The sequence below is a fragment of the Cellulosimicrobium sp. AB352 genome (assembly GCF_049538415.1).
Lineage (GTDB): Bacteria > Actinomycetota > Actinomycetes > Actinomycetales > Cellulomonadaceae > Cellulosimicrobium > Cellulosimicrobium funkei.
The window spans coordinates 110,602-133,129 of record NZ_JBMVFX010000010.1 but is presented as its reverse complement, the minus strand read 5'-3'; the positions used below and the strand labels follow the sequence as shown (position 1 = coordinate 133,129).

Here is a 22,528-nt window from a genome sequence, read left to right as displayed (position 1 = left end):
TTCGCCCACCGGTCGTCCTGGCGGTCGCCCTGCGCCGGCGCGTTCTCGTCGGGAGTCGTGTCGTCGCGGCACGCGGCGCCGGGGAGAATGGCGTCATGAACGCCTCCGACGACGCCCGCCCGGTCGAGATCTCCGACGACGTCATCCGCCTCGGCCAGTTCCTCAAGCTCGCCGGGCTCGCCGAGTCCGGCGCGGAGGCGCGCGAGCTCGTCACCGAGGGCGAGGTGCGCGTGAACGGCGAGGTGGACACGCGCCGGGGACGCCAGCTGCACCGGGGCGACGTCGTCACGGTGGACCGGCCGCAGGGCGGGGAGAGCGCGACCGTCGCCTGAGCGGCGGGTACGACTCGTCGGGCACGGTCAGGCCATGTACGTCGAGGCCATCACCTTGTCCGGCGTGAGGCGCAGCACCACGCGCTCCGGCTTGGGCGTCAGCGGGCGGTAGCGGCGGGCGTAGCGCGCGACGGCGTCCGCCACCTCCTCCGCGTCCTCGACGACCTCGATCGTCCCCTCGAGCGTGAGCCACCGCCCGCCGTCGACCTGGCACACCGCGGCGCGCGGGTGCGCCCCGTCCGGGCCGGTCCGGCGGGCGTTGCGCGCCTTCACCGACCCGCGGTTCGTCGTGATCCGCACGACGCCCGCGTCCGGGTCCCAGGTGAACGCCACCGGGACGACGTGCGGGCTCCCGTCCTCGCGCAGGGTCGTGAGCGTGGCCAGGTGCCGCTCGGTGACGAAGACGCGCTGCTCGGGGTTGAGTCGGATCACGCTCGCGAGTCTAGGCGCGGCCCGCCCGGCACCGGCCGGAGCCGTCTCGTGCCGGTGGTCACACGACGCCGCCGACGAGCCGCCGCGGGTGCGCCGTCCTGCGTGCGCCGCAGCGCGGGCAGGACGGCACCGCCCGGGCGGTGGCACCGCCTGCGCGGCGGGACCGTCTGCGCGGCGGGACCGTGCGCAGTGCCGGACCGACGGCGTCGGCGTGTCAGAGCAGGCAGGACGGCCCGAGCAGCGCCTTGAGGTCGCCGAACAGCGCCGGCGACTTCTCGACCCGCAACCCGTCGCCCGCGCGGACGACCGTGGTCTTGCCGGGCTCGAGGACCTGGACGTGCACCTCGGCCGAGCCGGGGTGCGTCGCGAGGACCTCGCGCAGGCGCAGGATGATCGGCTCGACGCAGCGCGTGTGCGAGACCTTCACGGCGAGCGGCGACTCCGCGCCCACGGTGATGTCCGGGAGCGAGACCTCCATCGCCTGGAGCTGCATCGTGTCGTCGCGCCGGCGCACGCGCCCGCGCAGGACCACGACCTGGTCCTCGGCGAGGACGGTCGAGTACGCGAGGTACGTCTCGCCGAAGAACATGACCTCGACGGCGCCCTCGAGGTCCTCGATGGTCACCGCGGCCCACGGGTTGCCGTTCTTGCTCATCTTGCGCTGGAGCGACGTCACGAGGCCGGCGATCGTCACGGTGGAGCCGTCGGGCCGGCCCTCGTCGGCGAGGAGGTTCGCGATCCCGGTGTCCGCCGCACGCGTCAGCACGTGCTCGAGCCCGGACAGCGGGTGGTCGGACACGTACAGGCCGAGCATCTCGCGCTCGAACGCGAGGCGCTGCTTCTTGTCCCAGTCCGGGAGGTCGGGCACGTCGACGGAGAACGACATGCCGTCCTCGGCGTCGGCGCCCCCGAAGTCGGCGAAGAGGTCGAACTGGCCCTCCGCCTCCTTGCGCTTGACGCTGATGACCGAGTCGACGGCCTGCTCGTGCACGACGAGCAGGGCTCGCCGCGCGTGCCCGAGCGAGTCGAACGCGCCCGCCTTGATGAGCGACTCGATGGTGCGCTTGTTGCAGACGACGGCCGGCACCTTGTCGAGGAAGTCGGTGAACGACGTGAACGCGCCCTTCTCCTCGCGCGTGCGGATGATCGCGTCGACGACGTTCGCGCCGACGTTGCGCACGCCCGTGAGGCCGAAGCGGATGTCGCCGCCCACCGCGGTGAACTTCGCCGCCGAGTCGTTCACGTCCGGCGGCAGCACGGTGATGTGCATGCGCCGGCACTCGTTGAGGTAGAGGGCCAGCTTGTCCTTGTCGTCGCGCACGCTCTGCAGGAGCGCCGCCATGTACTCCGTCGGGTAGTTCGCCTTGAGGAACGCCGTCCAGTACGCCACGAGGCCGTACCCGGCGGAGTGCGCCTTGTTGAAGGCGTAGCCGGCGAACGGGACCAGCGTGTCCCAGACCGCCTGGATCGCGGCGTCGGAGTACCCGCGCTCCCGGCAGCCCGCCTGGAACGGCACGAACTCCTTGTCGAGGATCTCCTTCTTCTTCTTGCCCATCGCGCGCCGCAGCAGGTCTGCCTGTCCGAGCGAGTACCCGGCGAGGATCTGCGCGGCCCTCTGGACCTGCTCCTGGTAGACGATGAGGCCGTAGGTCTCGTCGAGGATCTCCGCGAGCGGCTGCTCGAGCTCCGGGTGGATGGGCTCGATCTTCTGCAGGCCGTTCTTGCGCAGCGCGTAGTTCGTGTGCGAGTTCATGCCCATCGGGCCCGGGCGGTACAGCGCGATGACGGCCGAGAGGTCGTCGAACTTGTCCGGCTTCATCTGGCGCAGGAGCGCCCGCATGGGGCCGCCGTCGAGCTGGAACACGCCGAGCGTGTCGCCGCGCGCGAGCAGCTCGTACGACGCCTTGTCGTCGAGCGTGAGCGACTCGATCTCGATCGGCTCCTTGCCGTTCATCTCGATGTTCTCGAGCGCGTCGTCGAGGATCGTGAGGTTGCGCAGCCCGAGGAAGTCCATCTTGATGAGGCCGAGGCCCTCGGACGTCGGGTAGTCGAACTGCGTGATGACCGCGCCGTCCTGAGGACGGCGCATGATCGGGATGATGTCGATGAGCGGGTCGCTCGACATGATGACGCCCGCCGCGTGCACGCCCCACTGCCGCTTCAGGCCCTCGATACCCCGCGCGAGCTCGACGACGCGCTGCGCCTCCGGGTCGGTGTCGTGGAGCTGGCGGAACTCCGCCGCCTCGGAGTACCGCTCGTGCTTGGGGTCGAAGATCCCCGACAGGGGGATGTCCTTGCCCATGACCGCGGGCGGCATCGCCTTGGTGAGCTTCTCCCCCATCGCGAAGGGGAAGCCGAGGAGCCGCGCCGAGTCCTTGAGCGCCTGCTTGGCCTTGATGGTGCCGTAGGTGACGATCTGGGCGACGCGGTCGTCCCCGTACTTCTCCGTGACGTACCGGATGACCTCCCCGCGCCGACGCTCGTCGAAGTCGACGTCGACGTCGGGCATGGAGACGCGCTCGGGGTTGAGGAACCGCTCGAAGATCAGCCCGTGCTCCAGCGGGTCGAGCTCGGTGATGCCCATGAGGTAGGAGGCCATGGAGCCCGCCGCCGAGCCACGGCCCGGGCCGACGCGGATGCCCTGGTCCTTGGCCCAGTTGATGAAGTCGGCGACCACGAGGAAGTACCCCGGGAAGCCCATCTGGATGATGACCTCGGTCTCGTACTGCGCCTGCTTGCGCGCCGCGTCCGGGATCCCGTTCGGGTAGCGGCGGTGCAGCCCGCGCTCGACCTCCTTGACGAACCAGCTCGTCTCGTCCTCGCCCTCCGGGACGGGGAACCGCGGCATGTAGTTCGCCTTCGTGTTGAACGACACCTCGCACTGCTCGGCGATGAGCAGCGTGTTGTCGCACGCCTCGGGGAGCTCCGCGAACACCCGGCGCATCTCGGCCGCCGACTTCACGTAGTAGCCGGTGCCGTCGAACTTGAACCGGTCCGGGTCGTCGAGCGTCGAGCCGGAGTTGATCGCGAGCAGCGCCTCCTGGCTGGAGGCGTCCTCCTCGCGCACGTAGTGGAGGTCGTTCGTCGCGACGAGGCGCGCGCCGATGGTCTCCGCGAGGCGCAGGAGGTCCTTCGTGACCCGCGTCTCGATGTCGATCCCGTGGTCCATGAGCTCGACGAAGAAGTTCTCGCGGCCGAAGATGTCCTGGAGCTCGCCCGCCGTCCGCACCGCCTCGTCCCACTGGCCGAGGCGCAGGCGCGTCTGGATCTCGCCCGACGGGCACCCGCTCGTCGCGACGAGGCCCTTGCCGTACCGCTGGAGGAGGTCGCGGTCCATGCGCGGCCACTTGCCCATCTGCCCCTCGAGCGACGCGAGCGACGACGCCCGGAACAGGTTGTGCAGACCCTCGTTGTCCTTCGCGAGCAGCGTCATGTGCGTGTACGCACCGCGCGCCGAGACGTCGTCGGACTCCTGCCCCTGCTGCCCGAACCGCACGCGGGTCTGGTCGAACCGGCTCGTGCCCGGCGTGACGTACGCCTCGACGCCGATGATCGGCTTGATGCCCTTCGCCTGCGCCCGCGACCAGAACTCGAACGCCCCGAACACGTAGCCGTGGTCCGTCGTCGCGATGGCCTTCTGCCCCAGGCGCTCGACCTCGTCGAACAGGTCCCCGATCCGGGCCGCGCCGTCCAGCATCGAGTACTCGGTGTGGACGTGGAGGTGGACGAAGTCCTCAGTCGCGGTGGGCATGCACCGATCTTAGGCGTGCCCCACCGACACTCCCGCGAGGTCGCGGCGGGTCGTGCGGCACGTCACGCGGACGACCCGCGGCACCCCGCCGAGACCGGTCAGGCGTCGGTCGTGAGGGTCTTGGCAGCGTCGCGGTGGTCGATGCCCGCGTCGAGGTAGACGGGTCCGGACACGGCGTACCCGAGCCGCTCGTAGAAGCCGATCGCCTGGACCTGGGCGGAGAGGAGGACGCGCACGGCGCGGCGTCCGTCCGGCCCTGGGACCGCGTGCTCGGCGAGCGCGACCTCCTCCAGCGCGCGCATCACCGCGACTCCCGCGCCGGTGCCGCGCGCGACCGCGGCGACCGCGACCCGGCCGACGTGCACCTCTCCCGGGTGCGCGGGGTCCGTGAGGAGCCGGCCCGTGCCGACGACGTCCCCGCCCCGGTCGCGGTCCCGGACGAGCACGTGCGTGGTCGTCTCCGCGGTGTCCAGGTCGTCGATCTCCTCCTCGACCGGCACCCCCTGCTCGTCGACGAACACCGCGAGCCGCAGCGCGTGCGCGGCGGCCAGCCCGGCGTCGTCGGCCACGCGCTCCACGGCGAGCCGGGCGTCGCCCGGCCCCGAGGCGGCCACGGTCACGCGTACGCCCCGCGCAGCACCTCGAGCGCGTGCGCGAGGTCGTCCGGGTACTCGCTCGTCAGCTCGAGCCACTGCCCGGTCGTGGGGTGCTCGAACCCGAGGCGCATCGCGTGCAGCCACTGGCGCGTCAGGGACACGCGCGAGGCCAGCACCGGGTCGGCACCGTACGTGAGGTCGCCGACGCACGGGTGCCGCAGCGCGGAGAAGTGCACCCGGATCTGGTGCGTGCGACCCGTCTCGAGGTGCACCTCGACGAGGGACGCGGCGGGCAGCATCTCGAGCACCTCGTAGTGCGTGACCGAGGGCTTGCCCTCCGCCGTGACGGCGAACTTCCAGTCCGCGCTGGGGTGCCGCCCGATCGGCGCGTCGATGGTCCCGGTGGTGGGCTCGGGATGGCCCTGGACGAGCGCGTGGTAGACCTTCTCGACCGTGCGCTCCTTGAAGGCGCGCTTGAGCGCGGTGTACGCGACCTCGCTCTTCGCGACGACCATGAGCCCCGAGGTCCCGGCGTCGAGGCGGTGCACGATGCCCTGACGCTCCGCGGCGCCCGACGTCGAGATCCGGTACCCCGCGGCCGCGAGGGCGCCGACGACGGTCGGGCCCGTCCAGCCCGGCGACGGGTGGGCCGCGACCCCGACGGGCTTGTCGACGACCACCAGGTCGTCGTCGTCGTGCACGATGCCCATGCCCGGCACGGGTTCCGCGACGACCTCGACGGCGGGCGCGGCGTCGGGCACGTCGACCTCGAGCCACCCGCCCGGGACGAGCCGGTCGGACTTGCCGACCTCGCGCCCGTCGAGGCGGACGGCGCCGCCCGCGGCGAGCTCGGCGGCCCGCGTCCGCGAGAGGCCCAGGAGCCGGGACAGCCCCGCGTCGACCCGCTCGCCCGCGAGGCCGTCGGGCACGGGGAGCGACCGGAGGCTCATCGCGCTCCCTCGTCGTCGGTCCGCGTGGCGGTCGGCTCGGGTGCGGGCCCGGACGTCGGATCGACGGCGTCGTCGGCGCTCGTCCCAGGGTCCGCGTCGTCGCCGCCGTGGCGCGTCCCGTCCAGCCCGATGCCGAGCACCGACAGGACGGCGATCATCACGGCCGCGGCCACGATCGCGATGTCCGCGACGTTGCCCACGAACCAGTTCGCGTAGGCGATGAAGTCGACGACGTGCCCGCGCGCGAAGCCGGGCTCCCGGAAGAAGCGGTCGACGAGGTTGCCGAGCGCACCGCCCAGCAGGAGGCCCAGCGCGACGGCCCACGCGCGCGAGCCGATGCGGCTCACCATGCGCACGATGACGACCACGACCGCGACCACGACGATGGTCAGGAGCCACGTCATGCCCGTCGCGATGGAGAGTGCCGCACCCGGGTTGTAGATGAGCCGCAGGCCGAGCAGCGACCCCACGAGCGGGATCGTGTCGTCGCCCAGCGTGAGGCTCGACTCCGCCCACCACTTGGTGAGCTGGTCGAGCACGAGGACGAGGACGGCGAGGACGACGGTCCACACGACGAGGACGCGCCGCGGACCGCGCCGGACGGCTCCTGCGGAGGGGTCGGCGGTCGCCTGCGGGGAGGCGTCGGCGGGATCGGTGGGCTCGGGGCGCGCAGAGGTGGACATCGGCGGCAAGTCTGCCACGTCGTCGCCCCGGTCGACGCGGCCCCGCGACGGCCCGGTGCTCAGCGCCGCTCGGCGCGCTGCTTGGCCTCGACGGACAGGTTCGCGCGCGGGAACGCCTGCAGGCGCGCCTTGCCGATCGGCAGCCCGGTCTCCTCGCACGTCGCGTACGTGCCGGCCGCGATGCGGTCGAGCGCGTGCGACGTCTGCGCGAGGAGGTCGCGCACGTTGTTGACGAGCGTCAGCTCCTGCTCGCGCTCGAGGGCGCTGGACCCCGAGTCGGCCTGGTCGTCGCCGGCGCCGTCACCGGAGTGGCGCAGGAGGTTCGACAGCTCCTCGTCCGCGACGGCGAGCTCCCCCTCCAGCCGCTCCTTCTCGGCGAGCAGCTCCGCGGCGAGCTCCTCGGCCTCGCGCAGGGTCCAGGGCTCCTCCCCGTCGCGCACGGGGAAGGACTTGACGTCCTTCGCGAGGTTCGGGAAACGGTCGCGCACGGCCGAACGGGCCGCGGTGGTGAGCTTGGTCATGTCGCCCCTCCAAGTTCGAGTCAGGCGAGAGTAGACGCAGCGGCCGGTACGCACAACACACCACGCCGGTCCGCCGAGGCGGGAGTGAAGGCGCAGGTGCGAGGCGTACCGGCCGCTGCCGGACGGTCGACGCAGGTGCTAGATGCCAGGAGCGAGGTCGCTCGTGCGGCTCGCCCCGCCGACGTTGCTGCGCGGCGGGAGGGCGCTGCCCCGGTTGTCCAGGTCGCCCAGCAGGTTCTGCAGGTAGCTCTTGAGACGCGTGCGGTAGTCGCGCTCGAAGATCCGCAGCTCGTCGATCTTGCGCTCGAGGAGCGAACGCTCCTGCTCGAGCTGCGAGAGCGTGCGGTGCGAGGTCTCCTCGGCCTCGCGCACGATGCGCGAGCCCTCCTCCTTGGCCTCCGCGATGAGGCGGTCGCCCTCCTCCTGGCCGGAGCGCACGTAGTCGTCGTGCAGCTTCTGGGCCAGCTGGAGCATGCCCGTCGCCGACTCGGGCTCCGCCGCGTTCTTCGTGACGACGGCCTGCGAGATCGGGGCGGGGCGCACGGGCTCCGGCTCCGGCTCGGGCGCCTTCGGCGTCTCGACGACGGGGGGCTGCACCGCAGCGCTGGACGCGTCGGCCCGGCTGAGCTCGGCGAGACGACGCTCCGCCGCAGCGAGCTTCGACTTGAGGTCCTCGTTCTCCTCCTGCACGGAGTTGAGGGTCCTCACCACCTCGTCCAAGAAGTCGTCGACCTCTTCGACGTCGTAGCCCTCGCGGAACTTCGTCGCCGAGAACTTCTTGTTCAGGATGTCCTCTGCAGTGAGCAGTGCCATCGGTTCACCTCATAGCGTTTGCGTGTCGGTCCGGGCGACCTCGCGATCACCAGACTCCAAAGTAGCGGACATTGCCCTCAGGGGCGGGTGCAGCCGCGCCGTCGCGCGCCGTCGGAACCGTGCCGACGGCGTGCAGCGTGCGCGGGCGTGCGGTGGGGGTCGGGGCGAACCGGACGTAGCGGCCCGGTACGGGCCGTCCGGACACCCTGGTCGGGTGACGTGCGTCTCAGAGCGAGGACACGATCTGCGCCGCGATCGTCACCGCGAAGAACAGGATGATGAACGCGAGGTCGAGGCGCACCTGACCCAGCGAGAGCGGCGGGATGAGCCGGCGCAGCGCGCGCAGGGGCGGGTCCGTCGCCGAGTAGATCACCTCGGCGAGCACCAGCAGGACCCCCCGGGGCCTCCAGTCGCGCGCGAAGAACTGCACCCAGTCGAACACGAGCCGACCGATGAGCAGCAGCAGGTAGAGCCAGAGCAGGAATCCGACGATGCCTGTGATGAGGTCCCAGATCACGGGTCAACTGTGCCAGACGCACCGCCCCCGGCCCCGCCGGGGACACGCGCTACGCCCAGGGCGGACGCCCAGGAGGAACGGGCGCGTCACCGCGTCCGTCCCTCCGTGCGTGCGGCGCGTGCTCGGCGGGTGCACCGCGCCGCGCGCACGCTCAGCTCTGGTTGTAGAAGCCCGCGCGACCGGGGGCCGGCGCGGCGGCCTGCTCCTCGCCGGTGATCTCGACGTGCTCGGGCGAGAGCAGGAACACCTTGTTGGTGACGCGCTCGATGGCCCCGTGCAGCCCGAAGATGAGGCCCGCGGAGAAGTCGACGAGGCGCTTCGCGTCCGCGTCGTCCATGTCCGAGAGGTTCATGATCACGGGGGTGCCGCCGCGGAACGCCTCGCCGATCACGCGCGCGTCGTTGTACGACCGCGGGTGCACCGTCGTGATCCGCCGCAGCTCGGCCGCCGACATGCTCGTCTGCGGCACCTCGCGCGGCCCGAGCGCGCGGTGCAGCGGCGTCACCGGTGCCTGGTAGTCGTGCGCCACGTCCGCCCCCGTCTCGTCGAGCTCGTCGACGTACTCTTCCTGCTCGTCCTCGCCGCGATCATCAGCGAGGCCCAGATACAGCATGGTCTTGCGCAGCGCTCCCGCCATGGGCCTTGCTCCGTCCTCGATCGATCCTCGGTCCACCGGCCGTCGGACCGGTGCGTTCACGCTAACCGAGGGTGCGCGGCGAGCCCCGGACGACACGCCCGGCGTGCGCAACCTCGTGCGGAGGTCGGACCGAGCCCGCTCAGGTGCCGGTGAGCGTCACGAGCCCGGCGAACCGGCCGGTCGTCGTGCCACGACGCGCCGCCCGACGGTGCGAGAAGAACCGCTCGTCCTCGATCGTGCACGCCGGGACGCGCACGACGTCCGCCACGCCCGCCGCGACGAGGTCCGCGACGACCCCGGCGGGCAGGTCGAGCGCCGGCGTCCCCCAGGACGTCGTCGACCACGTGGCCGGACGCGCGAGCGCGACGTCGTCGCGCATCCACGCGGGCACCTCGTAGCACCGCCCGCACGCGCTCGGCCCGACGGCGGCCCGCACCCGGTCGACCCGCGCACCGGCGGCGACCAGGGCGCCCAACGCCGCGTCGACCACCCCGTGCGCGAGGCCGCGGCGCCCGGCGTGCGCGACGCCGACGACGCCCGCCTCGGCGTCTGCGAGGAGGACGGGCACGCAGTCGGCCACGAGAACGCCGAGGCCCGCGCCGCGGGACGCGGCGACGAGGGCGTCCGCCTCCCCCACCGTGTCGACGGGGTCCGCACCGCGCGGCACAGGCTCCACCGTCGCGACGCGGGTGCCGTGCACCTGCGTCGCGAAGGACGCCGGGACGCCGAGCCACGCGGCCGCGCGCGCACGGTTGGCGCGCACCCGATCGGCGTCGTCGGTCACGTTCAGCCCGAGGTTGAGCGTGTCCCACGGCGCCGGCGAGAGCCCGCCGTCGCGCGTCGTGAAGCCGGCGCGCACCCCCGGCCCGAGGTCCACCTCGAGCACGACGGGAGGGGCGGCGCCGTCGGCACCGCCCCTCCCGTCCTTCACGGCCCCGGCGCTCACGCGGCCCCGCACCGCGCCACGCGGTCGCGCACCGTCACTTGAGGAAGTCGGGCACGTCGAGCTCCTCGACCTTGCGGCGCGGGGGCTCCTCGTCGAAGATCCGCGGGGGCACGTCGACGCCCTCGTTCTGCCCGCCCGGCACGGCCTCCGCGTTGTGGTTCCCGGCGTCGCCGGAACCGACCACGGTGAACGGGGCGGGGGCGACCGGCTGCACCGGCACCGGGCCGTGACCGCCGTCGAGCGTGACGGGCACGTCGTCGGCCTCCGGCTGGATCGGCACGACCGGCCGCGGCAGCGTGTGCGCACCCGTCGTCGGTGCCGGCGGCACGGTCCGCGCGGCGGGCACGACCGGGATCGCGCTCGTCGCGGGGCGCTGGGCACCTGCCACCTGGCCGAGCGCCCGCGCGTCGCCCCGCACCTGCGGGGCACCGCCGTCGAAGCCGGCCGCGATGACGGTGACACGGACCTCGTCGCCCAGCGCGTCGTCGATCACGGCGCCGAAGATGATGTTCGCCTCGGTGTGCGCGGCCTCGTGGACCAGACGCGCCGCCTCGTTGATCTCGAACAGGCCGAGGTCGGAACCACCCTGGATGGAGAGCAGCACGCCGTGGGCGCCGTCGATGCTCGCCTCGAGGAGCGGCGACGAGATCGCCATCTCGGCGGCCTGCACCGCGCGGTCGTCGCCCCGCGCGTTGCCGATGCCCATGAGGGCGCTGCCCGCACCCTGCATGACGGACTTGACGTCCGCGAAGTCGAGGTTGATGAGACCGGGGGTCGTGATGAGGTCGGTGATGCCCTGGACACCGGACAGCAGCACCTGGTCGGCCTGGTGGAACGCCTGCAGCGCGCTGACGTTGCGGTCCGACATCGACAGGAGGCGGTCGTTCGGGATGACGATGAGGGTGTCGACCTCGTTGCGCAGGTTCTCGATGCCCTGGTCCGCCTGGACCGAGCGGCGGCGGCCCTCGAAGGTGAAGGGCCGCGTCACGACGCCGACGGTCAGCGCGCCGAGCGAGCGCGCGATGCGGGCGACGACCGGTGCGCCGCCCGTGCCGGTGCCGCCGCCCTCGCCCGCCGTGACGAAGACCATGTCCGCGCCGCGCAGCACGTCCTCGATCTCCTCGGCGTGGTCCTCGGCCGCCTTCTTGCCGACCTCCGGGTCGGCGCCGGCGCCGAGACCGCGCGTGAGCTCGCGACCGACGTCGAGCTTGACGTCCGCGTCGGACATGAGGAGCGCCTGGGCGTCCGTGTTGATGGCGATGAACTCGACACCCTTGAGGCCGACCTCGATCATCCGGTTGACGGCGTTCACGCCCCCACCGCCGATGCCGACCACCTTGATCACTGCTAGGTAGTTCTGCGGAGTTGCCACGTCAATGCCTCTCGATCGGTCAGCCCTGAACCTTCACCCTCAAGTAGAGGGTTATAGTTATGTCAGGTCGTTCATGGGTCGACCGTAGGTGTCGACGTGCCCATCATCAACGACCGCCTCGCGCGTGTCGGGGATCGCCACGCGCGCATTCACCGCGTCACCGGGAGCCGCGGGGCCGAGACGTCGTACACGGTGACGCCCGCGTTCTCCGGGACGGCCCGGAGCGTCTGCAGGACGCGCACCTTCAGCGCTGCCTCCTCGGAGCTCCCCCACTCGACGACGACCCCGTCCCGCAGCGTCATGCGGACCGCGTCGCGCGTCGGCGCCGAGACCTCCGCGACCTGCGCGTGGAGGTCCGCCGGGAGCGCGTTGAGCAGCACGAGCGCGGCGTCGAGCGCCCGCGCCCCCTGGTCGTCGAGCGGCGCGTCGATCTCCGGCAGCCCCTCGGGCACCACCGGGTCGGTGCGCACGTGGACGCCGTCCGCGTCCAGCAGCGCGAAGCCGTCGTCCACGGGCACCGCCACGACGGGCTCGCGCGACTCGAGGAGCACGGAGAGCCCCGAGGGCCACGCACGCCGGATCTCGACGTCGCGCACGCCGTTGAGGTCGAGCACCTGCTCGCGCAGCGCGACCGTGTCGAGCCGCGGCAGCGGCACGCCGTCCGCGGCGGCGACGACGTCGCGGACCTGCTGCGGGTCGATCACCGTGCCCTCGCCGGAGACCGTGACCTTGTCGAGGTCGAGGCCGAGCACGGGCGAGAAGAACGCCACCCACGCGAGCCCCGCGGCGACGAGGAGCCCCGCGACCCAGCCGAGGACGCGCGTGCGCACGCGGTGGCGGCGCATCGCGTCGCGCTCGGCGAGCCGCTCGGCCATGCCGTGCGAGACGACCCCGATCGGGGCAGCCGACGCGCCGCGCGGGACCGACGTCGGGCCCGCGCCCCGGCTGCCGCCACCGCGCGCGGCCGGAGGACGACCGGTGCCGGGTCGGCCGCCCGACGAGCGCACGAGCTCGGAGCCCGGCGCCGCGACGCGGCGCACCGGTCGCGTCGGCGTGTCCTCGACCGGCGCACGGCGCGCGCCGGCGGGCGGGGCCGGCTTCGCGGAGCTCGGGGCCGGCTTCGCGGGGTCCGGGGCCGCGGGCCGTCCGGCCCGCTCGCCCGCGCCCGACCGGCCCGGCCGCGGCGCGGCGGGACGAGGCTGGGGCGGCGGACGCATCAGGCCTCGCCTCCTCCGGGCGCCGGGGCACCGTCGCGACGCGCGCGGAGGCGCTCGAGGACGACGGCACCCAGCTCCGTGACGTCCCCCGCTCCGACCGTGAGCACGAGGTCGCCCGGGCGGGCGGCGTCCGCGACGCGGTGGGCCGCCTCGACGCGGTCCTCGACCGCGGCGACGACCACGCCGGGAGCGTCGACCAGGTCGGTGATCGTGCGCGCGCTCACTGCCGGGTCCGGCTCCTCGCGCGCCGCGTAGACGCCCGTGACCACGACCTCGTCCGCTCCGGCGAGCGCCTGCGCGAACTCGCGGGCGAACGTCGCGGTGCGCGAGAACAGGTGCGGCTGGAACAGCACGAGCACCCGGCCACCGGCCGCGACGGGCCGGGCGGCGGCGAGCAGCGCGGCGACCTCGGTCGGGTGGTGCGCGTAGTCGTCGACGACGCGCACGCCGCCCGCCTCGCCGCGGGCCTCGAAACGACGGCCGGTGCCGAGGAAGCCGTGCGCAGCCGCGACCGCCGCCGCCGGGTCGACGCCGAGCACGACCGCCGTCACGACGGCCGCGGTCGCGTTGAGAGCGTTGTGGTGCCCCGGCACGCGCAGCAGCAGCTCGAGCCCGTCGAGGCGCGCCGTGCCGACCGTTCCGGTGAGCCACGCCCGCACCCCCGGTCGGCCCGCCTCGTCGGTGGGGGCCACGTCCGCGACACGCACGTGGGCGTCCGCGGACGTGCCGTACGTGACCACCGCTCCCCCGGCCCGGGCGTGGGACGACGCGAGCGCGCGCGCCCCCGCGTCGTCGGCGCACGCGACGAGCGTCCCGCCCGGGACGATCCGCGCGGCGAAGTCGACGAACGCCTGCTCGAACGCGGCACGCGACCCGTAGTGGTCGAGGTGGTCCGGCTCGACGTTGGTGACGACGGCGACGTCGGGGGCGTAGTTGAGGAACGACCCGTCCGACTCGTCGGCCTCGGCCACGAGGACGTCCGACCCGAGGTGGCCGCCCGCGACGGGGCCGTCCTCGGTGAGCACCGTGCCGCCGATCGCGAACGACGGGTCGAGGCCCGCGCCGCGCAGGACGGTCGCGATCATCGCGGACGTCGTGGTCTTGCCGTGCGCGCCCGCCACGGCGACGGACCGGCCGCGCGCCATGAGCGAGGCCAGCGCCTGCGAGCGGTGCAGCACGCGCAGCCCGGCCGCGCGCGCCGCCGCGAGCTCGGGGTTCGTCTCGCGCACCGCGCTCGACACCACGACGGTGTCCGCGCCGGCGACGTGCGCGGCGTCGTGCCCCACCCACACCCGGACGCCGTCGGTGCGCAGCGCGGCGAGCGCGTCGCCCTCGCGCGCGTCCGAGCCCTGGACGGGGACGCCGTGCGCGGCGAGGAGACGGGCGACGACGGACATGCCCGCCCCGCCGACGCCGACGAGGTGGACCGTGCCGAGCTCCTCGAGCGCGAGCGGGCCCTCGCCGGACGCCGCCGTCACGGCCGTGCCCCCGAGGCACCGGCGACGGCCTCGGCGACGAGGTCCGCGACGCGGGCGGCGCCGTCGCGCACGCCCGCTCCCGCGGCGGCCGCGGCCATCGCGTCGAGCCGGCCCGGGTCACCGAGCAGCGCCGGGACCTCGCGCGCGACCCACGCCGCGTCGAGCTGCGCGTCGTCGACGAGCAGGCCCCCACCCGCCGCGACGACGGGGCCGGCGTTGAGCCGCTGCTCCCCGTTGCCGATGGGCAGCGGCACGTAGACGGCCGGGATGCCCAGCGCCGCGAGCTCGCCCACCGTGCCCGCGCCCGCGCGGCACACGACGAGGTCCGCGACCGCGAGCGCGAGCTGCATCTCGGCGAGGTACTCGCGCACGTCGTAGCGCGCGCCGGAGTGGCCCGCGACGGCACCGGCCGCCGCCTCGCGCACCGCGCCGTCCTTGCCCTTGCCCGTCAGGTGGAGGATCTGCGTGCCCGCCCCGAGGAGCGCGCCGGCGGCACCGGAGACCGCCTCGTTGAGGCTCTGCGCCCCCAGCGAGCCGCCGGTGACCACGAGCGTGCGCGCGCGGGGGTCGAGGCCGAGGCGCGCCGCGGCGTCCGCGCGCACCCCGGCGGCGTCCGCCGCCCGCGCGGCCACGAGGTCCTGGATCTCGCGGCGGAGCGGCAGCCCGGTGACGACGCCGCCCTTGAGCGGCGTGCTCTCGAACGTCACGCCGACGCGCGCGGCCCACCGGGCACCGAGGCGGTTCGCCAGGCCGGGGCGCGCGTTCTGCTCGTGGATCACGACCGGGACGTCGCGACGGCGCGCGGCGAGGTACGCGGGCGTGGAGACGTAGCCCCCGAAGCCGACGACGACGCGCGCGCCGGTCTCGTCGATGACGGCGCCCGCCGCGTCCACGGCGGACTTGAGGCGTCCCGGGAGGTTGACCCACTCCGCGCTGGGGCGGCGCGGGAGCGGGACGCGCGGCACGTGCCGCAGCGGGTAGCCCCGGGCGGGGACCAGGTCGTCCTCGAGGCCGCCCGCGACCCCGAGCGCGGTCACCACCACGCCGGGCTCACGCACCCGGAGCTCGTCCGCCACCGCGAGGAGCGGGTTCACGTGCCCCGCCGTCCCGCCGCCTGCGAGCACCACCGAACCGATCGTCGTCACGTACCTCGTCGTCCTTCCCTGCGGCAGGTGCCGCGTCCTGTCCGTCGTGCGGAGGTCTGTCGTGCGAGGCACGGGGCGCCCCACGGGTCCGGCGTCGCGGCCGGAGCGGCCGCGACGGCCGGGGAGGTCATCGCGCGGTCCGGCGCCGGGGGCGCGCCGCCCGGCCGACGACGGCGAGCGAGCGCCGCACGACGCTCCCCCGCGCGGCGAGCGCCTCGGCCGCGCCCGGTTCCGAGCGTGCGAACGAGATGAGCACGCCGAGCGCGGCCATCGTCATGATGAGCGCGGAGCCGCCCGCCGAGACGAGCGGCAGCGGGACGCCGATCACGGGCAGGAGCCCGATGACGACGCCGATGTTGATGAACGCCTGGCCGACGATCCAGCACGCGATCCCGGCCGTCGTGATCTTCACGAAGGGGTCGGGGTGGCGGCGCACGATCCGGCTCGTGGCGACGCCGACGATGACGAACAGCCCCAGCACCAGGAGCGTGCCGAGCAGCCCCAGCTCCTCGCCGATCACGGCGAAGATGAAGTCGTTGTGCGCCTCCGGCAGGTACGACCACTTCTCGCGGCTCGCCCCGAGGCCGACGCCCGTGAGCCCGCCCGTGCCGAGCGCGTACAGACCGTGCATCGACTGGTAGCACTCGCCGAGGGTGTCGGTGCACTCGCGGTACGTCGCCATGATGCGCGAGAGCCGGTCGCCGCCCGACTGGTTGAGGATGAACACGTACCCGACGACGAACGCGGCACCGCCCGCCCCGAGGGCGAGCAGGCGCCCGTCGGCCCCCGAGACGAAGAACGCACCCGCGATGATCGCCATGACGACGAGCGCCGTGCCGAGGTCGTGACCCGCGAGCACGAGGCCCACGACCGCGACCGCGACGGGGACCGCGGGGATCAGCACGTGCCGCCACTGACCGAGCATCCGCTGCTTGCGCCCGAGCACGACACCGAGCCACAGCGCGAGCGCGAGCTTCGCGACCTCGGCCGGCTGGAACGTGAAGAGCTTCAGGTCGATCCAGCCCGTGTTGCCGTTGACGTTCTTCGCGAGCGGCGTGAACACGAGCATCTGCAGCCCGAGCGCCACGAGGAGCGCGGGCCACGCGAGCCGCTTGTACCAGTCGACCGGCACGCGCGTGGCGACGAGCAGGACGGGCAGGCCCATGAGGGCGAACTTCGCCTGCTCGAGGAACGCCCCGAAGGGTGACTTGCCCGCGGCGATCTGCGTGACCGCCGAACTGGAGAACACCATGACGAGACCGATGATCGCGAGCAGCGCCGTCGCGCCGACGAGCAGGTAGTAGCTCGTCACCGTGCTGTTCCACTGGCCGAGCCACGGGCGCTCGGCGGGCTCGGGCCGCGGGCGTCGCGGCTCGCGGGTCGTCGCCCGGCCCCGCGGCACCGTCCGGCTCGTGCCGGCCCGGGGGACGGTGCGCGTCGAGGGCGCGCCTCGCCCGTTCGCGGTCTGGGTCATGGGCTGCCCGGCCTACCCGTGGTCGGGGCGCAGGGCGCGCGCCGCCTCGGCGAACGCGTCGCCGCGCGCGGCGTACGAGCGGAACTGGTCCATCGACGCGCCGGCGGGCGCGAGCAGCACCGTGTCGCCGGCCTGCGCGAGGCGGCGGGCGGAGTCGACGGCGCGGGGCATCACGGTCCCAGTGTCGCCAGGATCCACGCGCACGACGGGGATATCGGGCGCGTGTCGGGCGAGCGCACCGGCGAACGGTTCCGCGTCGACGCCGATCAGCACGACGGCACGCAGCCGGTCGGCGCGCGCCGCGACGAGCTCGTCGAACGACGCCCCCTTCGCGAGGCCGCCCGCGACCCACACGACGGTCCCGGGCGCGAACGCGGCGAGGGACGCGGACGCGGCGTGCGCGTTGGTCGCCTTGGAGTCGTCGACGTAGGCGACGCCGTCGACCGAGGCGACCTGCTCGATGCGGTGCGACCCCGTGCGGAACGCGCGCAGCCCGTCGCGGACCGCGACGGCCGGGACGCCGTGCGCCCGTGCCAGGGCGGCCGCGGCGAGCGCGTTCGCCACGACGTGGGCGGGCACGACGCCGTCGGCGCCCGCGAGGTGCGACAGGTCGCCGAGCGTCGCGAGCTCGGCGGCGTGCGTGTGCCGGTCCGGAGCGTCCGCGGGCGCGTGGAACGCGCGGTCGACGAGCACGTCCTCGATGACGCCGAGCTGCCCGCGCGCCGGGGCGCCGAGCGTGAAGCCGACGGCCCGGGCCCCCTCGACGACGTCCGCCTCGCGCACGAGCGCCTCGGTGCGAGGGTCCGCGACGTTGTAGACGCACGCGACCCGGGCGTCCTCGAAGACGCGGCCCTTGTCGGCCGCGTAGGCGTCGATCCCGCCGTGCCAGTCGAGGTGGTCGGGGGCGACGTTGAGGACGGCGCCCGCCTCGGGGGACGTGGTGTGCGTGAAGTGGAGCTGGAAGCTCGACAGCTCGACCGCGAGCACCTCGAGCGTCGGGTCGAGCGCGGCCTCGACGACGGGCGTCCCGACGTTGCCGACCGCCGCCGTCCGCAGGCCCGCGGTCCGCAGGATCGTCTCGAGCATCTCGACCGTCGTCGTCTTGCCGTTCGTCCCGGTGACGGCGAGCCAGGGCGCGGGCCGCCCCGACGGGCCGGCGACGCGCAGGCGCCACGCGAGCTCGACCTCGCTCCATACCGGCACGCCGCGCTCCGCGGCGGCCACGAGCAGCGGGTGGCTCGGGCGCCAGCCCGGCGAGACGACGACGAGGTCGGTCGCCGCGAGGTCCACGTCCGCCGCGTCGTGCAGGTCGGCGTCGGCGGCGCCGTCGTCGAGCGTGACGACCGACGCCGCGCGCGGGCGGAGCGCCGCCGCGGCGGCGCGCCCGGACACCCCGAGGCCGGCGACGACGACGCGCGCACGCTCGAGCGGGACGGCGAGGTCGTGGGGGTCGCGTGCCACTAGCCGACCACCCACTCGGCGTAGAAGATCCCGATGCCCAGCGCCGCGAACAGCCCGGCGATGAGCCAGAAGCGGATCACGATCGTGACCTCGCCCCACCCGGACAGCTCGAAGTGGTGGTGCAGCGGCGCCATCTTGAACACGCGCCGCCCGGTCATCTTGAAGAACCCGATCTGGATGACGTCGGAGAGCACGATGATGACGAAGAGGCCGCCGATGATGAGCGCGAGGAACTCGGTGCGCGTGAGGATCGACAGGCCGGCGAGCGCGCCGCCGAGCGCGAGCGAGCCCGTGTCGCCCATGAAGATCTTCGCGGGGCTCGCGTTCCACCACAGGAACCCGAAGCACGCGCCGACGATCGCGGCGGCCACGATCGCGAGGTCCTGCGGGTCGCGCGTCTCGTAGCAGCTCGGCCCGGCCGACGCGAGGCGCTGGCAGGTCTGGTTGAGCTGCCAGATGCCCACGAGCACGTACGAGCCGAACACGATGAGCGAGACGCCCGTCGCGAGCCCGTCGAGACCGTCGGTGAGGTTGACCGCGTTCGACCACGCGGTGATGAGGAAGTTGGCCCAGAGCACGAAGAGGATCAGCCCGACCGTGACGCCCGCGAACGCGAGGTCGAGGTTCGTGTCGCGCAGGAAGGAGATGCGCGTCGACGCCGGCGTGCGGCCGTGCTCGTTGGGGAACTGCAGCGCGAGCACCGCGAACGCGATGCCGACCGCGCCCTGGCCGATGATCTTCGCGCGGGCCGTGAGCCCGAGGCTGCGCTGCTTGCGGATCTTCGTGAAGTCGTCGAGGAAGCCGACGATCCCGAGCCCCGTCATGAGGAACAGGACGAGCAGGGCGGACACGCTCGGGAACCGGCCCGAGACGACGTACGACATCGCCCAGCCGAGCAGCGTCGCGCCGATGATGACGACCCCGCCCATCGTGGGCGTCCCGCGCTTGGTGAAGTGCGCCGTCGGGCCGTCCTGGCGGACGAACTGCCCGTAGTTGCGGTGCACGAGGAACCGGATGAACAGCGGCGTCCCGAAGAGCGCGACGAGCAGGGAGACGCCCGCCGCGACGATGATCGCGATCACGCGCGTTCACCTCCTGCCGCACCGGCACCTGCGGCCGCCAGCTCGTCGCCGAGCCGCCACAGCCCGGACCCGTTCGAGGCCTTCACGAGCACGACGTCCCCCTCCTGCAGCTCGTCGCGCAGCAGCGCGGACGCCGCCTCGACGTCGGGGACGAAGCGCGTCTCGTCGCCCCACGACCCCTCCTGGGTCGCGCCGTCGTGGATCCCGCCGGCGCCCTCGCCGACCACGACGAGCAGCTTGACGTTCAATCGCACCACGAGCCGACCGATGTCGTCGTGCGCGACGCGCGAGTCCTCGCCGAGCTCCAGCATCTCGCCGAGCACGGCGACGGACCGCCGGTCGCGCCCCGCCATGACGGCGAGCGCCTTGAGCGCGGCGCGCATCGAGTCCGGGTTGGCGTTGTAGGAGTCGTCGATCACCGTGATGCCGTCGGGACGCTCGGTGACCTGCATCCGGTGCGGGCTCAGGGCACGCGCGTCGGACAGCCGGGCCACGACGTCGGGCAGCGTGACGCCGAGGCGCAGCGCGGCCGTCGCGGCCGCGAGCGCGTTCGTCACGTGGTGCTCGCCGACGAGGCCGAGGGTCACGCGCGCGCTCGTGCCCTCGCCGCGCGTCGCGTCGCCCGACGCGCCGGGGCGCACGCGCAGCGTGAAGGAGGCCCGGCCCGTGCGGTCGATGCCCAGGTCCTCCGCGCGCACGTCCGCCGCGGGGATCGTCCCGAAGGTGACGACCTCCCCCGGCGCGACGTCGGCCATCGCCGCGACCCGCAGGTCGTCGGCGTTGAGCACGGCGACGCCGCCGGGCGCGAGGCCCGTGACGATCTCGGACTTGGCGCGCGCCACGGCCTCGATCCCGCCGAACTCGCCCAGGTGGGCGCTGCCCACGACGAGCACGACCGAGACGTCCGGGGGCGCGATGCGCGTGAGGTAGGTGAGGTGCCCCACGCCGCTCGCGCCCATCTCGAGCACGAGGAAGCGCGTGGACTCGTCGGCCTCCAGCACCGTGAGCGGCAGGCCGATCTCGTTGTTGAACGACCCGCGCGGGACCACGGTGGGGCCCTCGGGGCGCAGGAGCTGGCCGAGCAGGTCCTTCGTCGTGGTCTTGCCCACGGAGCCCGTGACGCCGACCACGCGCAGGTCGCCGCGCTCGCGCAGCGTCGCGAGCACGTGGCGGGCCAGCTCGCCGAGCGCGGCCTGGACGTCGTCCACGACGACGCACGGCACGTCGAGCTCGCGCGCGGCGAGGACGAGCGTCGCGCCCGCCTCGACGGCACCCGCGGCGTAGTCGTGACCGTCGACGTGCTCGCCCGGCAGCGCCACGAAGAGCGACCCCGGCGCGACCCGGCGCGAGTCGACGACGACGGGCCCCCCGACCCGGACCTCCGGGTCGGCGGACAGGCGTCCGCCGGTCGCTGCGGCCACCTGCGCCGCAGTGAGCTCGATCATGCGTGGTGCTCCTTCAGGTCGGGGGTGTCGTGGGGCGGCGTCGTCGCGGGGCGCTCCTCGAGCGCGGCCCGCGCCTCGACGCGGTCGTCCAGGGGGTGGTCGACGCCGGCGATCTCCTGCCACACCTCGTGGCCGCGGCCCGCGACGAGCACCGTGTCGTCCGGGCCCGCGGCGAGGATCGCTTCGCGGATCGCCCGGGCGCGGGGCGCGACCTCGAGCACGACGACGTCGCGCGGCTCGGGTGCGGCGGCCGCGGCCTCGCGCGCCGCGTGGGCTCCGGGCAGCACCTCCGCGCGGATCGCGGCCGGGTCCTCGCCGTGCGGGTCGTCGTCGGTCACGACCACGACGTCGGCGCCCTCGACCGCGACGCCGCCCATCGTGGGCCGCTTGCCGCGGTCCCGGTCGCCGGTCGCGCCGAACACGACGACGAGCCGGCCCGGCGTGGTGGGCCGCAGCGCGTCGAGCGCGAGGGCGAGAGCGTCCGGGTTGTGGGCGAAGTCGACGACGACGCGCGGGCGGTGGGGCGGCTCCGAGACGACCTCCATGCGGCCCGGGACCGCCGGGTCGAGCCCACCGGCCGCCGCGAGCGCCGTCTCGAGGTCGCGCGCGTCCGTGCCCGCCTCGAGCACGAGGGCCAGGGCGAGGGCGGCGTTGGCGACGTTGAAGTGCCCGGGCAGCGACGTCGTCGTGCGCACGCTGCGGCCGTCGCGGTGCCGCAGCGTGAACGCCGAGCCGCCCGCCTCCGACGGCTCGACGTCGTGCACGGTCCAGTCCGCCGCGGGCTGCTCGTCGCCTGCCGTGGTCGGGCTCACGCGCAGCGTGGCGACCGGGACGCGCGCGGCCGAGACCATGCGCTCGCCCCACGCGTCGTCGACCACGACGACGCCGCGGCGCGCGTGCTCGGGCGTGAACAGCAGCGCCTTGGCCTCGAAGTACTCCTGGAGGTCGCCGTGGAAGTCGAGGTGGTCCTGGCTGAGGTTCGTGAAGCCCACGACGTCGTAGACGAGCCCGTCGACGCGGTGGAGCGCGAGCGCGTGCGACGAGACCTCCATCGCGAGCGTGCGTACGCCGTCCTCGCGCATCGCCGCGAGCAGGGCCTGGAGGTCGGCCGCCTCCGGGGTCGTGAGGCGGCTCGGCAGCACCCGGTCGCCGGAGCGCATCTCCACGGTGCCGATGAGGCCGCCCGTCCAGCCGAGCGCGCGCAGCGCGTGGTCGACGAGGTACGTCGTCGTGGTCTTGCCGTTCGTGCCCGTCACGCCGAACGTCGTGAGGTCCTGCGCGGGGGCGCCGTACACCCAGGCCGCGACGGGGCCGAGGAGCGCGCGGGGGTCGGGGGCGACGAGCACCGGCACGTCGAGGCCGGCGTCCGCGAGCAGGTCGGCGCCCTCGGCGTCCGTGAGGACGGCACGGGCGCCGCGGCCCACGGCGGCGGGCGCGAACCGCGCCCCGTGCGCCCGGGCGCCGGGCAGCGCCACGAAGAGGTCGCCCGCGTCGGCGGTGCGGTCGTCCGACGCCACCGACCACACCTCGGCGGAGCCCGGTGCGGCGTCCGCGCCACCCGCGCGGACGTCGAGCCCGAACCGTGCTGCCAGGTCCGCCACCGACCGACGGGTGGTCGTGGCAGGGCGAAGACGGTCGATCGGGGATGTCACGTGTAGAACCTACCGTGCCGGGAC

General features: G+C 74.2%; 21 protein-coding genes. 1 reads left to right on the top strand and 20 read right to left on the bottom strand.

Features of this window, described 5'->3' with window-relative positions; all coding sequences use genetic code 11:
- Positions 1-95: 95 nt before the first annotated feature.
- Positions 96-332 (top strand): RNA-binding S4 domain-containing protein, encoded by a 237-nt coding sequence (locus tag ACPCUX_RS09525; RefSeq protein ID WP_034652908.1) that lies wholly within the window; start codon positions 96-98, stop codon positions 330-332.
- Between the two features lie 27 nt (positions 333-359).
- Here the strand turns inward: ACPCUX_RS09525 and ACPCUX_RS09520 are convergent, their stop codons facing one another.
- The 20 genes from ACPCUX_RS09520 to ACPCUX_RS09425 all read right to left on the bottom strand — a co-directional run bounded on the left by ACPCUX_RS09520 (position 360) and on the right by ACPCUX_RS09425 (position 22,504).
- Positions 360-764 carry a pyridoxamine 5'-phosphate oxidase family protein gene (locus ACPCUX_RS09520; protein WP_076406553.1) on the bottom strand — a complete coding sequence of 135 codons (405 nt, stop codon included), beginning with the start codon at positions 762-764 and terminating at the stop codon, positions 360-362.
- A 58-nt stretch (positions 765-822) separates the two neighbouring features.
- Positions 823-954 carry a hypothetical protein gene (locus ACPCUX_RS09515; protein WP_144722875.1) on the bottom strand — a complete coding sequence of 44 codons (132 nt, stop codon included), beginning with the start codon at positions 952-954 and terminating at the stop codon, positions 823-825.
- A 24-nt stretch (positions 955-978) separates the two neighbouring features.
- A complete protein-coding gene (gene dnaE, locus ACPCUX_RS09510) occupies positions 979-4,515 on the bottom strand; it encodes a DNA polymerase III subunit alpha (RefSeq protein ID WP_021481777.1) in 3,537 nt (1,178 codons plus the stop codon).
- A 98-nt stretch (positions 4,516-4,613) separates the two neighbouring features.
- On the bottom strand, positions 4,614-5,135 hold the full coding sequence (locus ACPCUX_RS09505; RefSeq protein WP_423388613.1) for a GNAT family N-acetyltransferase: 522 nt from the start codon (positions 5,133-5,135) through the stop codon (positions 4,614-4,616).
- Positions 5,132-6,061 carry an RluA family pseudouridine synthase gene (locus ACPCUX_RS09500; RefSeq protein ID WP_043655591.1) on the bottom strand — a complete coding sequence of 310 codons (930 nt, stop codon included), beginning with the start codon at positions 6,059-6,061 and terminating at the stop codon, positions 5,132-5,134. The genes ACPCUX_RS09505 and ACPCUX_RS09500 overlap by 4 nt, the downstream gene beginning before the upstream one ends.
- Positions 6,058-6,744 carry a signal peptidase II gene (locus tag ACPCUX_RS09495; protein WP_114553690.1) on the bottom strand — a complete coding sequence of 229 codons (687 nt, stop codon included), beginning with the start codon at positions 6,742-6,744 and terminating at the stop codon, positions 6,058-6,060. Before ACPCUX_RS09495 ends, ACPCUX_RS09500 begins: the two co-directional genes overlap by 4 nt.
- A 59-nt stretch (positions 6,745-6,803) precedes the next feature.
- Positions 6,804-7,265 carry a TraR/DksA family transcriptional regulator gene (locus tag ACPCUX_RS09490; RefSeq protein WP_021482712.1) on the bottom strand — a complete coding sequence of 154 codons (462 nt, stop codon included), beginning with the start codon at positions 7,263-7,265 and terminating at the stop codon, positions 6,804-6,806.
- 138 nt (positions 7,266-7,403) lie between these two features.
- On the bottom strand, positions 7,404-8,078 hold the full coding sequence (locus tag ACPCUX_RS09485; RefSeq protein WP_034652912.1) for a DivIVA domain-containing protein: 675 nt from the start codon (positions 8,076-8,078) through the stop codon (positions 7,404-7,406).
- 226 nt (positions 8,079-8,304) lie between these two features.
- Positions 8,305-8,595, bottom strand: a complete 291-nt coding sequence (locus tag ACPCUX_RS09480) for a YggT family protein (protein ID WP_021482710.1) — start codon at positions 8,593-8,595, stop codon at positions 8,305-8,307.
- A 151-nt stretch (positions 8,596-8,746) separates the two neighbouring features.
- Entirely contained in the window at positions 8,747-9,232 is a 486-nt protein-coding gene (locus ACPCUX_RS09475; protein ID WP_137280340.1) for a cell division protein SepF, read from the bottom strand.
- A gap of 139 nt (positions 9,233-9,371) precedes the next feature.
- A complete protein-coding gene (locus tag ACPCUX_RS09470) occupies positions 9,372-10,178 on the bottom strand; it encodes a polyphenol oxidase family protein (RefSeq protein WP_423388612.1) in 807 nt (268 codons plus the stop codon).
- Between the two features lie 34 nt (positions 10,179-10,212).
- A complete protein-coding gene (gene ftsZ / locus ACPCUX_RS09465) occupies positions 10,213-11,550 on the bottom strand; it encodes a cell division protein FtsZ (protein WP_061267589.1) in 1,338 nt (445 codons plus the stop codon).
- Between the two features lie 149 nt (positions 11,551-11,699).
- Positions 11,700-12,767, bottom strand: a complete 1,068-nt coding sequence (locus ACPCUX_RS09460) for a cell division protein FtsQ/DivIB (protein ID WP_423388611.1) — start codon at positions 12,765-12,767, stop codon at positions 11,700-11,702.
- A complete protein-coding gene (gene murC, locus ACPCUX_RS09455) occupies positions 12,767-14,245 on the bottom strand; it encodes a UDP-N-acetylmuramate--L-alanine ligase (protein WP_423388610.1) in 1,479 nt (492 codons plus the stop codon). The genes ACPCUX_RS09460 and murC overlap by 1 nt, the downstream gene beginning before the upstream one ends.
- Positions 14,242-15,390, bottom strand: coding sequence for an undecaprenyldiphospho-muramoylpentapeptide beta-N-acetylglucosaminyltransferase (murG, locus tag ACPCUX_RS09450; protein WP_423388609.1), 1,149 nt, complete (start codon positions 15,388-15,390; stop codon positions 14,242-14,244). The genes murC and murG overlap by 4 nt, the downstream gene beginning before the upstream one ends.
- A 127-nt stretch (positions 15,391-15,517) precedes the next feature.
- The gene (gene ftsW / locus ACPCUX_RS09445; RefSeq protein ID WP_043657972.1) at positions 15,518-16,864 is read right to left on the bottom strand and encodes a putative lipid II flippase FtsW; all 1,347 of its coding nucleotides are present in this window, start codon (positions 16,862-16,864) and stop codon (positions 15,518-15,520) included.
- A gap of 12 nt (positions 16,865-16,876) precedes the next feature.
- Entirely contained in the window at positions 16,877-18,325 is a 1,449-nt protein-coding gene (gene murD, locus ACPCUX_RS09440; RefSeq protein ID WP_396051293.1) for a UDP-N-acetylmuramoyl-L-alanine--D-glutamate ligase, read from the bottom strand.
- A complete protein-coding gene (gene mraY / locus ACPCUX_RS09435) occupies positions 18,325-19,407 on the bottom strand; it encodes a phospho-N-acetylmuramoyl-pentapeptide-transferase (protein WP_021483305.1) in 1,083 nt (360 codons plus the stop codon). The genes murD and mraY overlap by 1 nt, the downstream gene beginning before the upstream one ends.
- Entirely contained in the window at positions 19,404-20,852 is a 1,449-nt protein-coding gene (locus ACPCUX_RS09430; protein ID WP_043657980.1) for a UDP-N-acetylmuramoyl-tripeptide--D-alanyl-D-alanine ligase, read from the bottom strand. Before ACPCUX_RS09430 ends, mraY begins: the two co-directional genes overlap by 4 nt.
- A complete protein-coding gene (locus ACPCUX_RS09425; protein WP_051028430.1) occupies positions 20,849-22,504 on the bottom strand; it encodes a UDP-N-acetylmuramoyl-L-alanyl-D-glutamate--2,6-diaminopimelate ligase in 1,656 nt (551 codons plus the stop codon). Before ACPCUX_RS09425 ends, ACPCUX_RS09430 begins: the two co-directional genes overlap by 4 nt.
- Positions 22,505-22,528: the final 24 nt, after the last annotated feature.